Annotated in this window: 13 protein-coding genes and 1 pseudogene; 1 reads left to right on the top strand and 13 read right to left on the bottom strand. The window is 42.3% G+C overall.

Annotated elements, in window-relative coordinates; all coding sequences use genetic code 11:
* Positions 1–275: 275 nt before the first annotated feature.
* From IM322_RS11595 to IM322_RS11575, 5 genes and pseudogenes are all read right to left on the bottom strand, one after another.
* Complete coding sequence (locus IM322_RS11595; RefSeq protein WP_287675024.1) at positions 276–704, bottom strand: hypothetical protein; 429 nt, start codon at positions 702–704, stop codon at positions 276–278.
* Between the two features lie 47 nt (positions 705–751).
* Positions 752–2,383, bottom strand: coding sequence for a purple acid phosphatase family protein (locus tag IM322_RS11590; RefSeq protein ID WP_287675023.1), 1,632 nt, complete (start codon positions 2,381–2,383; stop codon positions 752–754).
* Between the two features lie 116 nt (positions 2,384–2,499).
* Positions 2,500–2,982, bottom strand: a complete 483-nt coding sequence (locus IM322_RS11585; protein ID WP_287675021.1) for a hypothetical protein — start codon at positions 2,980–2,982, stop codon at positions 2,500–2,502.
* Positions 2,983–3,199: 217 nt separating this feature from the next.
* Positions 3,200–4,942: an ABC transporter ATP-binding protein gene (locus IM322_RS11580; protein ID WP_287675019.1), complete on the bottom strand. Its 1,743-nt coding sequence runs from the start codon at positions 4,940–4,942 to the stop codon at positions 3,200–3,202.
* 138 nt (positions 4,943–5,080) lie between these two features.
* Positions 5,081–5,350 (bottom strand): annotated as a pseudogene (locus tag IM322_RS11575) (aminotransferase class V-fold PLP-dependent enzyme); the annotation flags it as partial.
* A gap of 215 nt (positions 5,351–5,565) precedes the next feature.
* Between IM322_RS11575 and IM322_RS11570 the strand changes: the two are divergent.
* Positions 5,566–7,680 (top strand): NACHT domain-containing protein, encoded by a 2,115-nt coding sequence (locus tag IM322_RS11570; RefSeq protein WP_287675017.1) that lies wholly within the window; start codon positions 5,566–5,568, stop codon positions 7,678–7,680.
* A 197-nt stretch (positions 7,681–7,877) separates the two neighbouring features.
* Here the strand turns inward: IM322_RS11570 and IM322_RS11565 are convergent, their stop codons facing one another.
* From IM322_RS11565 to IM322_RS11530, 8 genes are all read right to left on the bottom strand, one after another.
* Entirely contained in the window at positions 7,878–8,144 is a 267-nt protein-coding gene (locus IM322_RS11565; protein ID WP_002765899.1) for a type II toxin-antitoxin system RelE family toxin, read from the bottom strand.
* A 1-nt stretch (position 8,145) separates the two neighbouring features.
* Positions 8,146–8,427, bottom strand: a complete 282-nt coding sequence (locus IM322_RS11560; RefSeq protein WP_002759713.1) for a hypothetical protein — start codon at positions 8,425–8,427, stop codon at positions 8,146–8,148.
* A gap of 247 nt (positions 8,428–8,674) precedes the next feature.
* Positions 8,675–9,919: a M23 family metallopeptidase gene (locus IM322_RS11555; RefSeq protein WP_287675014.1), complete on the bottom strand. Its 1,245-nt coding sequence runs from the start codon at positions 9,917–9,919 to the stop codon at positions 8,675–8,677.
* 39 nt (positions 9,920–9,958) lie between these two features.
* Positions 9,959–10,678 carry a biotin--[acetyl-CoA-carboxylase] ligase gene (locus IM322_RS11550; RefSeq protein WP_287675012.1) on the bottom strand — a complete coding sequence of 240 codons (720 nt, stop codon included), beginning with the start codon at positions 10,676–10,678 and terminating at the stop codon, positions 9,959–9,961.
* A 430-nt stretch (positions 10,679–11,108) separates the two neighbouring features.
* Entirely contained in the window at positions 11,109–11,753 is a 645-nt protein-coding gene (locus tag IM322_RS11545; RefSeq protein WP_287076930.1) for a histidine phosphatase family protein, read from the bottom strand.
* Positions 11,754–11,802: 49 nt separating this feature from the next.
* Positions 11,803–12,441 carry a histidine phosphatase family protein gene (locus IM322_RS11540; protein WP_287076932.1) on the bottom strand — a complete coding sequence of 213 codons (639 nt, stop codon included), beginning with the start codon at positions 12,439–12,441 and terminating at the stop codon, positions 11,803–11,805.
* A gap of 565 nt (positions 12,442–13,006) precedes the next feature.
* Entirely contained in the window at positions 13,007–13,426 is a 420-nt protein-coding gene (locus IM322_RS11535; RefSeq protein WP_287675009.1) for a YraN family protein, read from the bottom strand.
* Between the two features lie 188 nt (positions 13,427–13,614).
* Positions 13,615–13,992, bottom strand: coding sequence for a DUF3110 domain-containing protein (locus IM322_RS11530; RefSeq protein ID WP_286824946.1), 378 nt, complete (start codon positions 13,990–13,992; stop codon positions 13,615–13,617).
* Positions 13,993–14,176 lie beyond the last annotated feature (184 nt).

The following is a 14,176-nucleotide window of genomic DNA, read 5'->3' as shown; positions in this document are numbered from 1 at the left end:
TTAAATGTTTCAGGATATACTCCACAAAAGCGTTTAAACTCTTCTGGATTCAAATTTTTTACTTTTTCGTAAGTCATGGTTTTTCTGAGTGTTTTACTTTATTGTACATAATCAGTTCCTATTTTTGCAGGAGGTCTATTTATCCTGTGGCATAAGTTAACTGGGGGACTGCAAAGGCGGTGGCGAATCGACCATTCTTTAACCGCTTTCGGAGAAACCCTGAAACCGATTATTCTGCAAATGCACCAATTAGGAATTGAGAAAAATGCCAGACTTTAAGGTTTCAAATTTCCTCCTCGAATAAACCAAGTAATTGTGGCACTGGTAAAAGCAGTGATAGCGACAATAGCTATTTGTTTCCAGTTTTTTAATTCCCCAACTTTCTCGATTAAATCAGGAATTTTTTGGGTTAATACTGCTTGGGATTGAATTGTTCCTTCAATTTTAGCCGTGATAATTTTGACTTCCGTGATTTCTTTGTGTAGGTTAATAAATTGCTTGTTATTTTCTTCTCTCAGGGTTTCTAGTTGTTTGCGATTATCTTCCTTTAGCGTATCAATTTGCTTGCGGGTTTCTTCTCGCAGGGAAATCATCTGCTCGCGGGTTTCTTCTCGCAGGGAAATCATCTGCTCGCGGTTTTCCTGTCGCATTGCCGAGAGTAAGTCTTTCAATTCTTGAATATCATTGCTGGTAACAGTAGTCATAGAATTAACCCCAAGAGAATCTATTTAACCGGCACTCTTTGATTTTATTATATTTCACCTATGCTAAAAAGGTCAAATTCATCAAATTTAATTACTTCGGAGTCAGGATAACGGGTATCAAAACGATAACTGCTCACGGTTCCTTTTTCTGTATCTAAAATGCTAAAAACCGTCACATCATTACTGGCAATATAGGGTAAAGGTTGATTAACCCAATCCACTAGAGGAGCAATATTCGGGATAATTGCTGCTAATCCATTAGGATTACCGATGGCTGCATAATTTCTATCGAGAGGTACAGGACGTTTTTTATCACCTAAATAAGCACCATAACTATTACCTACGTTAGAAGATTCGAGAAAATTAGTGCCGTTAGGACTAAGAAAACGATTCCATAAATGAGAATGACCATAGAAAACCAAATTAACCTTGGCCGATTCTAATAAAGGAATTAGATCGCGAATAATATAATCATTTTCTTGGGGATAATCATAGCGTACTGATGTAACTTTTCCCGTGGCATCCTCTTGAATTGTCGGTAGGGGATCGGTGTAGGGTGGAACGATATTTCCTCCTAGGGTATGGGGAGGATGATGAAACATAACTACTTTATATTTAGCCTCTTGAAATTCTCGACTATTTAACTCTTTTTCTAACCATTGATATTGAGGACTACCCTGAGCAATTGGCTCAAAAATATGCTGACCGTAACCCCATCGATCGGGTCTGTCTAAATCTCTTTGATTTTCGTAATATCTTCCCCTTGCACTGGGTTCTAAATTGGGATTTCTCCAGATATTAGTAACATATAAAACCACTAAACGAATATCACCAAAAGTTAGAGAATAATATTTATTTTGAGGCAAAGAAAAAATTTCTTCGTAGGTTTCTGTGTTGAAAGCCTTATTTTTTAACCAGTTTTCATTAATTGCTGCTGTATCCTCTGCTAGTTTTTTAGCAATAAAGTGAGGAATAGCATCTTCAAACTGTTCATTTAAACCTCTGGAAGTAGAAAATCTGCCCATAACTTCATGATTACCAATAGCAGGAAATAAGGGTGCATTTTGAATAATTTCACCTCCTTTATAAATAGTTTGAATGCCATTTTTTGTGAGAGTATAATTAGCACGACCTTGTAAACAGGGAAAAAATGACCCACCGCGACTATCATCAAACCATTCCGACGCTCGATCGGGTATATTAACTAAATCTCCGGCTAAAAAAACCGCATCTACCTGTCCAATAGTTTCGCTAACTTTTTGCAAATTAGCGGCAGTCATCGGCATTAATTGATGATCGGAAGTGAGCAGAATTTTGAGATTAGTTCCTTTTTTTGGTGTTGGGGTAAGGGTATAAAGATCACTTCTAATCGCTGTATTTTCCTGAAAACTGGTGACTTGATAGGGAATCCTTTCCCCGGGATTTAAATCAGTAATTTCGGCCTGATGTCGCCAGATTTCTCGAGCGGTTAAAGATTGATAAGCTTCAACGGTTGTCGATTTGGCATCTTCTCTAACTCTAGTTAATTTGCTAGTGCGAGCGAGGGCAATTTTCTCTAGTTTTTCCCCGTAGCGCACCTGATGACGAGTGCCAAACAATTCCGTAAACCAAATCACTTGTACTGATGTTTCGGTCGGTAATTGTAAAAAAGGTTCGCTTAAAAGTTGCTCCTTGTTCATTGTCGCTAAAAGATAACTAATTATAATTAAAAAAGCTGTATTAATATAACATCCAGCTTTTGAGATGCTCAAGTTAAAGAGTACTAACAAAACTGTTAACCGCTCTTAGGGTAATTTTAGTGACAGACTCCCGTGAAAGAATCATCACCATGCTTAACTTTAATGGTGCGAAGATTGTTTTCTAGGGTAAAACTAACCGGTGTTCCTGCTTGACTTTTTCCACTAAAAGTATTTCTACCTTGATAGGTAGTGACAGCTAATCCTATTGGCTGCATTTCCGGGGGAGTTGCGGCAGCAAAATTATCAATCGTCACGGTGTTATCGTCTTTGTTAACTACCAAAATTTGCCCTTCCACCACATCACTAACCGGGGAAACCATTGTCAGTGTCACCGGTTCTTTTTTGTTGATTGAGTCGTCATCAATTTCAGAAGTATAAACATATAGTTTTACTCCTTGGGCGGTTTTGCCAGTTGCTGTACAGATGATACCATCTCCTAGAGTAGGCATTTGGGCAATTGTCGGCTGAATTAAGACGCTAGGGACACCGAGCAGGGTAGCAGTGGCTAAAAGAGCGGTTTTACTCAGATTTTTAAGCATGAATTTCTCGGTTCAAGTGGACTTCTATTCGGTTTTTAGCACATTACCTGTGCCACGAGAAATCAAGATAACACAAAAATTAGCTAGAAATTTTTTTGATAAAGTGTTGAGTGAGATTCTTGGCTTTTACTGCCATTAAATCGACAAAATAGCCAGAAAATCCGGGTTAAATTCCCTGACTAACTGGCAATAACTGGCAGATTCCCTATTTTATCGGCTAATGTAAAACCTTAGATTCTAACTGCTGCTGTTGCCAGAGGTTTTGATAGACTCCGGGGACTGCGATTAACTCCTCGTGGGTTCCTATCTGGACAATTTCTCCGCGATCCATGACAAAAATGCGATCGGCAGTGGCAGCGGCCGATAATTGATGGGAGATAAAAATCACGGTTTTTTGGCTTTCTTGGCTGATATTTTCCAAAATAGCTGTAGCCGTTTGATTATCGACGCTAGATAGGGCATCATCAAGGATTAAAATCGGTGCTTGGATGGCTAAAGCGCGCGCTAAAGAGGCCCGTTGACGTTGACCACCGGAAAGAGTAATCCCACGTTCTCCCACTAAAGTTCCGTATTTTTGCGGGAAATTCTCGATTTCCTCCTGAATTCTCGCTTGTTTGGCCGCCGATTCCACTGCCGAAAAATTCAGCAGCGGATCGCCATAACGGATATTATCTTCAATAGTGGTACTAAATAAAAAACTTTCTTGGGGAACATAAGCGATCGCTTTTCGCAGCTCTTCCAGGGCAATTTGAGTGACATCTTGATCATCAATAAATAACTGTCCCTCAGCAATATTCAAAAGACGGGGAATAGCGTTAGCAAGGGTAGATTTTCCCGATCTGATCGCACCGACGACCGCTACCGTTTCCCCCGGATTAATGGTAAAAGAAAGAGATTTTAAGGCGGGTTCCTTAGCATCAGGATAGAAAAAAGTCAAGGCTTTGGCGGTAATTTTTCCTTGAATATTTTTTAAGTGAATACAATCGGCATTGTCTTTAATTTTAGCCTCGGCTAATAGGATAGTTTCCAGGCGATCTATACTCACTTCTCCCTGTTGGTAGGCAGTAATAGTGAAACCTAATAAAGCAGTGGGAAAAACTAATCTTTCTGCCAAAATTAACAGAGCAATAAAGTCCCCAATGGTGATATTACCCGCTATAATTTGTCTAGTACCGAGAGCAAGCAACGCCAATAAACTGACATAGGCCAAAGCTTCAATCAGGGGAAAAAGAAAATTACGAGTCTGGACTAAATCTAAATTAGCCTGTAATAATTCGCGATTTCTTTGCTTAAATGCTCGGCGCTCGTTACCTTCTTGGGCATAAATTTTAATCAGAGTAATACCACTCATATCCTCTTGAATTAAATCGCTCAGATGCGAGAGTTTTTCTTGTACTTTTTTCTGTTGCCGCTGCAGACGACCACTAAATAACTGCACCGCAATTAACATCAAAGGATAGACAGAAATAGCGGCGATTGAAAGGGGAATATGAATCGCTAACATTACAGGCAAAGTTAACCCATAGGCAAAAAAAGTATTAGCCAAACTGAGCAAAGCAAAACCCACCAGACGACGGATATTATCCACATCGCTAGTGGCACGGTTGATTAAATCTCCTGAAGTTTGCCGAGAAAAATAGGCAGGTTCAAGGGTTAATAAATGCTGAAAGATTTTTTGTTTAAGCTCGAACTCTACCTGACGACCGATCCCGAATAATAACACTCTGGAAATCATGCGGATAAACCACATAATCGAGGCTAAAGCGACAATTAAAATCAGATAATAAATGATTTTTTGAAAGTCAAAGGATTTACTCAGATCATCGATGCTATCCCGGATTAAAAGCGGTATATAAACACCCAAAAGATTAACAATAAGCAGAGCAACTACCCCCCCAGTTACTATTTGCCAATGGGGACGTAGATAATTTGCTAGTTTTTTAATGCGAGAATAAGCCATATTCAGTTATCAGTAATCGGTGATCAGTTATCAGTTAGAATAGGGAACAGGGAACAGGCAAAAGGGGGAATAGATAATCAGTGGATTATGAGATGCGGCCACATTTCCCACCCAAGAATTTTTATTTTTTCTCCTTAACATTAGAACCAGCCTTGGGCGGTTTACTGGGGGGCTGATCAATTTTAGCTTGATAGCCGTACCGCCAGAAGTGAAGATAATCTGGTCTGAATTGGCATTAATTAACCCTGCTACCTGTTCTCTGGCCATTTCGATGACTGTCGCCGTATCCTGTCCCCAAGTGTGTAAACTGGAGGGGTTGCCCCAATGATGCTGGAGAATAGTGGCAACCCGCTCGATCACTTGGGGATGAGGGGGGGTAGTAGCACTATAGTCAAGATAAATTTGCATTATTTGACAATCTGAGAAATGAGAGCCAAGGACAAGCAGCTATTCCCAGTTTAGCGGCTTAAGGATTAGAAACCCGCTTTCTTAAAGAAAGTGGGTTTCTGGGTTGATGAGAAACCCGCTTTCTGGGTTGTTGATGAGAAAGCGGGTTTCTGGGTTGTTGAGAAACCCGCTTTCTGGCTTATACTAAGCTTCAGAGGATTTACAGGGGTTAAGTTATGACAGGAATTGAAACAACCATTGTAACAGCATTGACTAATAATTTTATTGACCAAATGATTAAATCGGGGTGGGAGGGTATTAATAAAAATGAGTTATTGAATATCGGGCAGCTTATTAGAGAGGGAAAGTATCTTTTTTTGCGGGAATATACTCAACGTTACTGGGATCGGCACGGCATGATTAAGGTTTTAAAAATGTCTAAGCCGATGGATTTGGAGTCAATTTATATTAATGTCAAATGTTTGGGAAATTTAGTCAGGGATTATTATGATGAAAATTTAGAAAATAAATATCGTGAGAGTAAGCAGCGACGGTTTAACTTTAGGGATGATGGTAAAGAAGATGGTTTACTCTGGGCTAATCAAAAACAATATTTAATGGTACTTGGTGATCCCGGTATTGGTAAATCTACATTTTTGCGAAAAGTTGGGCTAGAAGCTCTCAAGGGAAATCAAGGCAGTTATCAGCATTCTCTAACACCTGTTTTACTGGAGTTGAAAAACTTTAAAGAAAACGAGATTAATCTTCAGGTATTAATTGAAGAGGAGTTTAAAATCTGTGGTTTTCCCAACGTGGAAAAAAATATTAGCAATAAACTAGAAAAAGGAGAATTACTAATTTTATTAGATGGTTTGGATGAAGTGCCAACAGCTAATGTGAATAATGTAATCGAGAAAATCAAAGATTTTGTAGATAGGCATTATAAAAATCGTTTTATTCTCTCCTGTCGCACTGCTGCTAGAACTCATCTTCAACGATTTACCGATATTGAAATTGTCGAATTTGATGATCAGCAAATTCAAAGTTTTATTGAACATTGGTTTAGTTCCGAATTAGATTGCAAAAATGAGACAGCTAAAAATTGTTGGGAACTGTTGCAAAAGGAGGAGTATAAAAGTGCAAAAGAGTTAGCCCATACACCGTTATTGTTGACTTTTTTGTGTTTGGTTTATGATGAAAATCAATCGTTTCCCACAAATCGCAGTCGCCTTTATCAAGATGCGTTACGAATTTTATTGGAAAAATGGTCAGCCGAAAAACGTTTACCTAATCGCGGTTTAGTTTATGAAAATCTCAGTATTGAGCAAGAAGAAATTTTGCTATCTGAAATTGCTTATCAGAATTTTGTAGCAGATAAACTTTTTCTAGAAAAACGAGAAATTGTTAAGCAAATTAAAGATCACCTTAAACAAAACTTAAATGCTCCGCAACATCTGGACGGCGAAAAAGTATTAAAAACTATTGAAATTGAACAGGGAATTTTAGTAGAGCGGGCGAGAGATGTCTATTCTTTTTCTCATTTAACCCTTCAGGAATACCTCACGGCTCAGTATATCTATGACAATGATTTGATTGAAGAAGCAGTTAAGAATTATGTAACAGAAACTCGTTGGCAAGAGGTCTTTTTGTTAGTGGCGGGTTTGATGCGAGGGAAAGCCGATAATTTGTTATTAGCAATGGAGAAAGAAGCCCATAATTATCTTAAAACGCCCCTTGGTCAAAAATTAGTGCCGATTTTGCAATGGGCAGATGAGATGACTAAAGATTCTGTTGATAGTCCGATTAAACCTGTAGGAAGAAGAGCGATCGTCTATTGGCTCTTCATCGCCAACGCCAACGTCACCGCCAACGCCAACTTCATTGTTACCGCCAACGCCAACTTCATCGGTATCGCCATCACCAACAGCATCGACATCGCCTACGCCTACGCCCCCGAGATCGCCTACAAAATCTCCCGTATCTTCTTTACCCCCAAACTCATCGATGAGTTTGTCCAGTTAGTTAACTTATTGGCTCAGGATCGAATTATTTCTAAGGTTAATTTTTCCCAATTAATCGCTGATTTAGAAGCTTTAAAACAAATTATTCCTGATGATAAAGCAACTAGAAAAGAACATCAAGAATTTTTTTATCAATTATTTAAAATCTCGAATACTGCTTTTAATTTAACGCCTGAATTAATTAATTTATCCACCCACCAAGAAATTGGCGAAATAGAGAAGCGTTATTTTTATATTAATAGACTGATTCTCGACTGCCAAAAAGTGGCTGTTAATATTTCCCCCACCGTTTGGCTAGAAATCGAAGACCGAATGCTCCGCGTTCCTTAACTTCTACTTTTTTTCTCAAATCTTGCCTTTCCAATTAGATGAGATTAGCGAATATTAACACTATGAGGATTGGGAGCCTCAAAAACCTTGCATTACCATTTTTATAGAACACAAATTAGTGCAAAAAGAGGACAACAAAGCCTGAAACTCCCGCTTCCTGACTGACTTCAACAATAAACTTTTTCAGCAAACCCTATTTATTGGCGGTAAGCTTGACTGCGATGTTCAATCAGCAAGACGATAACTTGAGACTGACTATCATCAACGGTATAGATAACCCGATAGTCTCCAACGCGGAAGCGATACTTCCCAGCAAATTCTCCCTTTAATGCTTTAATTTGAGGGTAATTTTTCGGTGTTTCTTGAAGGAGTTTTAAACACTTAGCAATCTTCTTTTTTAAGATTGGATCCGCTTCAGAATAAACTTTATTTGCTTTAGCTGTCAAACGGACTTTATAAGTCATCTCAGCTTTCCCAATCAATGAGGCAACCTGATTGTAAATCCATTTCAGCTTCTTTCAAATGTTCCATAATATTCGGGATTGCTCTAATTTCTTGCGTTGCCTTTTCACTTTCTTTATCTGACAAATAAGCGGCAAATTCTAGAATCATCTTTAAATTTTCTACTGATAGGGTTTGTAAATATTGTTGAATCTTTTGCTGCATTAAATCGACCTGTACTAATGTTTCAGAATCTAAAAAATCTTCTGGAGTCGAGGGATTTACTTCAACGTCAGTTAGAGTCATATTTAATCAAGTGCTTCTCTCAAGTTTATTATTTGTATCTTAGCGTGTATTCCGTCTCCCGTCTCCTGTCTCCTGTCTCCCGTCTCCCGTCTCCTGACTCCTGACTCCTGACTCCTTACCCCACAGTTAACTTTATTTTTGTCCAACTACTTAAGACTGCAAATGTATGAAAACGCATCAATTGGGCAAAAGCTCAACGATGCGTTTTTAAGCTCCAAAAACTGCTATAGTTGTCAGCCAGGACCAATCAATTCTGATTAGAGTCAGTGGCTGCGGCTATTTGCATTCTCTGCACCAGATTATCGAGGGCTAATTCTAGATGTAAACCGGCATCTACGGCGGTCCAACCCTGTTCGGTTAGGTGTCGCCATTCAAAGTGTAGGTGCGGACCGGTAGAAAGTCCCGTACTACCCACGCGACCGATAACTGCGCCCTGTTCCACCCATTCTCCCGGTTTGACGGTAATTTCCGAAAGGTGTGCATAACGAGATTCTTGACTACCATCGAGGTGACGTAAAATCACCGTTAATCCGTAACCTCCTAACCAGTCGGCGGTGGCCACTTCCCCCGCGTAGGCGGCTAATACAGGTGTTCCCATTGGTGCGCCTAAATCAGTACCCGCGTGCATGGCCCGATTCCCGCTGACCGGATGATTTCGCCACCCGAAAACCGAGGTAATTTGGGCGGGAAGGGCGAGGGGAAAGATTAAATCGGTGCGTTGAGTTTGGTTAGAATCCGTGGGACTTAAACGGGTGGCGCGCTCATAGGTGGTCGCTTCGCTGATTGCTTCCACTTCTGCGCGAGTCACCGGGGCCAAAGCTAATTTTACGCCATTCCATTCCGGGGGATTGAGGGCTACCACCTGACTGGCAATCACCGTCGGGGCGGCCAGACGTACCGGGGCGCTAGAAGCCACGAGAGTGGGGGCATAACGACGCAGGGAATTATTAGCGATAACCGGCTGATTTCGGGGCTGCCGTCCTACCCGCACGGCTGGATTAGGATTGACACGTACCCGGGCCAGATTAACCGGGGGTAAGGGTTTGGCCACAGTGCTGACCGGCTGACGACGGGAGGCCCGGGCCGCCAGATTACAGCTACCTCCTACCAGTTGACCATTTTGGGCGATGGTTTGGCAACCACTGCGGCGCTCGGTGACAACAACGGAACTGGGGGGGTTAAAGTTTCTGGTATCGATAAAGTTATTTTTACCGCCGGCCCGGGGGGCAAGGGTAGGCATATCGGTTTGATGGTTTTCGGGGATAGCCAGACGGGGGGCGGGATTAGTATTTTCTTTGATAACGGGGGCTTTCAGAGTCGGGGCGGCATTTTCCACTACCGGGGTTTCGCTGCCAGTTTCGGAATTAGCGATCGCATTGGGAGCAAGAGTAATCAGACCGCTGATTACTAAACCGAGACCACTGCATAAACTCAGCTTCTTTTTTAAGGATTTTCCTAGAAAAAGTTTCAATATCACCGATGAAGGATACATAGGGCGGCCTCACTTCTCACAGTTTAGTCAAAAAAATATTTAGACTTGATTATAACCGAGACTGACCCTACCTGCCGGTAGATAGATTTCGCTACTGGCATTGTCCGAGGTTAGTTTAACTTTTAATTCCCCTTGATCGCTTACCCCCGTTATTATGCCCTGATAGCCCTCGAAAACTATCTTTTGACCAAAATTGGCAAAAAGTTCTAAATAGGAGGCTAATAGGTTTTTTATACCGTAATTACAGTAATATTCATAGCCGTATAGTATGGCATCGCTGGTGAGATCGGTTAATTGAGCGATCGAGGTGATTTTATTGCCGGCCAAAGCTTGTAAATTAATACCTGTGGGGGGGACAGGATTAGCCCAATTGATGCCCACTCCGATGACTGCTTGCGGGATGTTTTGGCCTTGAATACGGGTTTCTAGGTTAATTCCCCCTAGTTTGCGCCCTAATAATACCAAATCGTTCGGCCATTTGATTTTAACGGGTATTTCTTGACAATTCAGCTGATGAGCGATGCCCCAAACTGTAGCGAGAACGAGATGGGCAGATTTATCCACCTCTAAATCAAGATTTAACGCCAAAGATAAATATAATCCTCCCTGTTCAGAAATCCACTCCCGTCCCCATTGTCCCCTCCCGGCACTTTGTTGACTAGCAATCACCACAAAAGGCGGATTTTCCCCCGATTCTAACAATTGCCAAGCTTTAGTATTAGTGGAAGGTAATAGCTCAAAGTGATAGATTTTGGTCATAAATTGGGAATTATGAATTATGAATTATGAAGTGGGGAGTATTTTCAGTGATCAGTAAACAGTAAACAGTAATCAGTGACCTGATACTAAATCCGTTGAGTATAGGCTAAATATCAGGACAGGCACTCCTGCAAGGGGAGTGACTCTTAAATGATTACAGATGTATCAGCAGCTGCGTGTAAGCATCCCACCGAAAAACTAATGCGCGGGGGGTTTGGGGGCGGCGCCACGCCCCCAACGGGGGGTTTGGGGGGTAGAACCCCCCAAAAGCTTGGATTGAATGATCAAGTGGGAAGTAATACTAAATCCGTTGAGTATAGGCTACATATTCAGAAGAGGCACTCCTGCACAGGGGTGAATAAATAATCAGTTTTTAATAACCGGATTGAGCATGAAAACTCGCATCTGATCACTAATAACTGATCACTGATTAGGTGCAGGGGAGAGAACGCAGGTACTCACTGAGGTGGGAACGTAAACTGATGCCATGGAAAAGCGGGCCACGACTGCCTAATTCGACGATACTGACAGCGGCCACGGGCATTTCAAACCGATCGCGATAACGGCCCACATCGATACCCATCAGACTACAGAGCATGATCCGGATGGTGGCCTTGTGGGAAACAATCAGGATATTGCCATCACTGTGGGTGTGTTCGATTTCCTCCAAAACGGCCGCCGAACGACGGGCGATATCGATCCCCCTTTCTCCGTTGGGGGGGGCATTCCAAGCCGGATCCGTCAACCAGCGTACATAGAGATCATGATATTGATCGTCAATATCGTTGGGGTGCATACCTTCCCAAAGACCATAACCGATCTCTTGTAATCCCTGGCGGATTTCTAATTTCAGTCCCACCGCTTCACAGAGGGGTTTAGCGGTTTGAATAGCTCTTTGTAGGGGACTGACGTAGGCCGCACGCCAAGGTAGAGAACGATAGACATCGGCGAATTCCTCGGCCATTTCGATGCCTTCGGCAGTCAAACCGGGGTCATTTTCTGGAGTACCACAGTATCCTCCCGTTTTGCTATAGGCCGTTTGTCCGTGTCGTAGAAAATATAACATCAAGCACATAGTTTTTCAGGAGACCAAATCCGGAGCTTTCCTGGTTACTGTTGACTGGTTAGGTTCCCGCTCGCGAGCGCAGGTCATTGCGGAGGTGAGAGCGATCGCCGATGACTTGAAAGAGGGGACCGTGTTCGGCTAATTCGACGATCGTCACCGAGGCCACGGGCATGGCAATTCGATCGCGATAACGGCCGATATCAATGCCTAAAAGAGAACATAACATGATTCGGATCGTTGCTTTATGGGAAACGATCAAAATATGGCCATCATCGTGATTATGGTCGATTTCCTCTAATACTTCCGAACTGCGGCGAGCGATATCGATGCCTTTTTCGCCCCCTGTGGGAGAATTCCAGCCCGGATCTGCTAACCAGCGCACATAATCATCATGAAACTCCCGATTAACCTCGGCTGCGGTTTTTCCCTCCCATTGGCCGTAGGCAATCTCTTTTAATCCTTCCCGTTTGTGGATGGGAATACCTAAGAGATCGCTTAAAGGGGTGGCCGTGGCCATGGTGCGCTTGAGGGGACTAGAATAGATCCCTGTCCAAGGCACATCTCGATAGACAAGAGCGAAATCCTTGGCCATTTCATAGCCGGCCGGGGTTAGTTGCAAGTCTAATCGACCGCAAAAACTACCCGCTTGACTGGCTGTGGTTTCGCCATGACGCAAAAAGTAAAGTTTTAGACTCATTTTTTGGGTTCCTCTTCTATTTGTGACCCTCTCCCACTTATAGTGATACTAAATCCTGTTTAAAAAGTAAAACCCCACACCCCACACCCCACACCCTACACCCTGCCCCTAGGAAAAACTTTTTCAGCAGACCCTATCTATAGTTTTGTAACGGCAATTTTTGCTAAAAATCAATAAGTGTAAACTTTAATCACAAGGTCGATCGAGTCCTGACAAACGTGTTATCTTAAAAACATAAGGCACAAAGGAAGCGACTCAACTTCCTTCCAGGCAAAAAGACCTAGAGCCTGTGCCACCTGCTCTAGATCAACGCAACAGCTAAATCGGACGCAGATTCTCAAAGTTTGTAAAGTAAAGTATGGTTTCGCCTCTGTTGCTCGATATAGGACAGATGGAGTGAGCCGTAATCAGCACCTGAGTCGGTAAACTGAGGAATCTTGATAGTTGACAGATAGACTGTTGTGGGTTCTGTAAACCTCTATTGTATTGAGTCCGTTAATTTTTTAGGAGTCCATATCGTTTGTACAAGATGAAGCCCGCCTCCCTAGGCGGGCCTATTGTGTTTTTAGAAAACCGCCACGAGATATTCCTGTAATTGCAATTGATAACCTGCCTGTAGCTGACAGGGATAATCAAGGGAAAACTCAGGTAAAGCTAATAGAGAACTTTTTTGACAACTAACTAACGCCACATCGAAGCGACAGCTTAAATCAGACCATTGGGGATAAAAGGCGAGAAATATCTGGGCAGCTTGGTAAATTTTCCCTTGTTTACGGTCATTGATCGCTAATTTGCCCCCTAAATCCCAATTGCCAGCACTGCGGGTTTTAACCTCGACGAAAGCGAGAGTCGCCTGAGATTTAGACAAGACGATTAAATCGATTTCACCGCCAGCACTACGCCAACGACGCTGGAGGATATGCCATTGCTGTAATTGCAACCAAGCCGCCACCAAATTTTCGCCCAATTCCCCCACGGTTGTCATATTCAGTGATCAGTGATCAGTGATCAGTTATCAGTGGTCAGGGAACAGGGAACAGGGAACAGGGAACAGGGAACAGGGAACAACGCCGATTTATTGTCCTGTCTTCTGACTCCGAACTCCTGACTACTGGCTACTGTCTCCTGTCTCCTAACCAAGCAGGACAATTTTCGATTTTTACAAGAGGTTTATTACAAAAGTCCTTCTAGACGACGACGGATGCTGTCTAACTCCGCATCGGGAATCTCGGAAAACTCCTCCTCGGCGGGGGGGACTTCCTCTTTTTGCCAATCCAACTCCTCGGCATTGCTTTCGGGGGGAATTACCAACATACCCGCTTCAATCATTTCCGCTTGATAGCCGGCGTCGCGACAAAATTCTGCCACTTCCTCCGAATCAATTTTCTCTACCGTGGGAGTCGGAAAATCCTGTGCCTCTAACAGCAGAGCATAACGGGTGGCATCATCTTCCGATTCAAACATCAACACCTTATTGATAGCTCCCATTTGAATGGTGTGGATACCTTCGTTTTCTGTGCCTGCGTTAAAAAGTAGTACAAATACACGCATAATTACTTAGCGATCGATAAGCGGTGGTCGTCTATACTCATTTTACCGCTCAACTAAACTTACTCAAACTTACTTAAAAGTCTGAAAGCTTAGTCATTCGTAGTGGGTCAAGCACTACAGGATTAAACGGCAAACCCTTTATTCCCTGGTCAATGACATCAGGAATTACTTTTCTAATGATGTT

The sequence above is a fragment of the Microcystis sp. M109S1 genome, from assembly GCF_020247025.1.
Classification (GTDB): domain Bacteria; phylum Cyanobacteriota; class Cyanobacteriia; order Cyanobacteriales; family Microcystaceae; genus Microcystis.
The sequence above is the reverse complement of the archived record's forward strand: the minus strand, read 5'-3'. Positions and strand labels throughout refer to the sequence as shown.

Bases quoted from the DNA above. Each gene is read 5' to 3' on its own strand.
- IM322_RS11570 (WP_287675017.1), top strand. From the start codon at position 5,566: ATGACAGGAATTGAAACAACCATTGTAACAGCATTGACTAATAATTTT.
- IM322_RS11585 (WP_287675021.1), bottom strand. From the start codon at position 2,982: ATGCTTAAAAATCTGAGTAAAACCGCTCTTTTAGCCACTGCTACCCTG.
- IM322_RS11565 (WP_002765899.1), bottom strand. From the start codon at position 8,144: ATGACTTATAAAGTCCGTTTGACAGCTAAAGCAAATAAAGTTTATTCT.
- IM322_RS11530 (WP_286824946.1), bottom strand. From the start codon at position 13,992: ATGCGTGTATTTGTACTACTTTTTAACGCAGGCACAGAAAACGAAGGT.
- IM322_RS11560 (WP_002759713.1), bottom strand. From the start codon at position 8,427: ATGACTCTAACTGACGTTGAAGTAAATCCCTCGACTCCAGAAGATTTT.
- IM322_RS11545 (WP_287076930.1), bottom strand. From the start codon at position 11,753: ATGTGCTTGATGTTATATTTTCTACGACACGGACAAACGGCCTATAGC.
- IM322_RS11540 (WP_287076932.1), bottom strand. From the start codon at position 12,441: ATGAGTCTAAAACTTTACTTTTTGCGTCATGGCGAAACCACAGCCAGT.
- IM322_RS11595 (WP_287675024.1), bottom strand. From the start codon at position 704: ATGACTACTGTTACCAGCAATGATATTCAAGAATTGAAAGACTTACTC.
- IM322_RS11550 (WP_287675012.1), bottom strand. From the start codon at position 10,678: ATGACCAAAATCTATCACTTTGAGCTATTACCTTCCACTAATACTAAA.
- IM322_RS11555 (WP_287675014.1), bottom strand. From the start codon at position 9,919: ATGTATCCTTCATCGGTGATATTGAAACTTTTTCTAGGAAAATCCTTA.
- IM322_RS11590 (WP_287675023.1), bottom strand. From the start codon at position 2,383: ATGAACAAGGAGCAACTTTTAAGCGAACCTTTTTTACAATTACCGACC.
- IM322_RS11580 (WP_287675019.1), bottom strand. From the start codon at position 4,942: ATGGCTTATTCTCGCATTAAAAAACTAGCAAATTATCTACGTCCCCAT.
- IM322_RS11535 (WP_287675009.1), bottom strand. From the start codon at position 13,426: ATGACAACCGTGGGGGAATTGGGCGAAAATTTGGTGGCGGCTTGGTTG.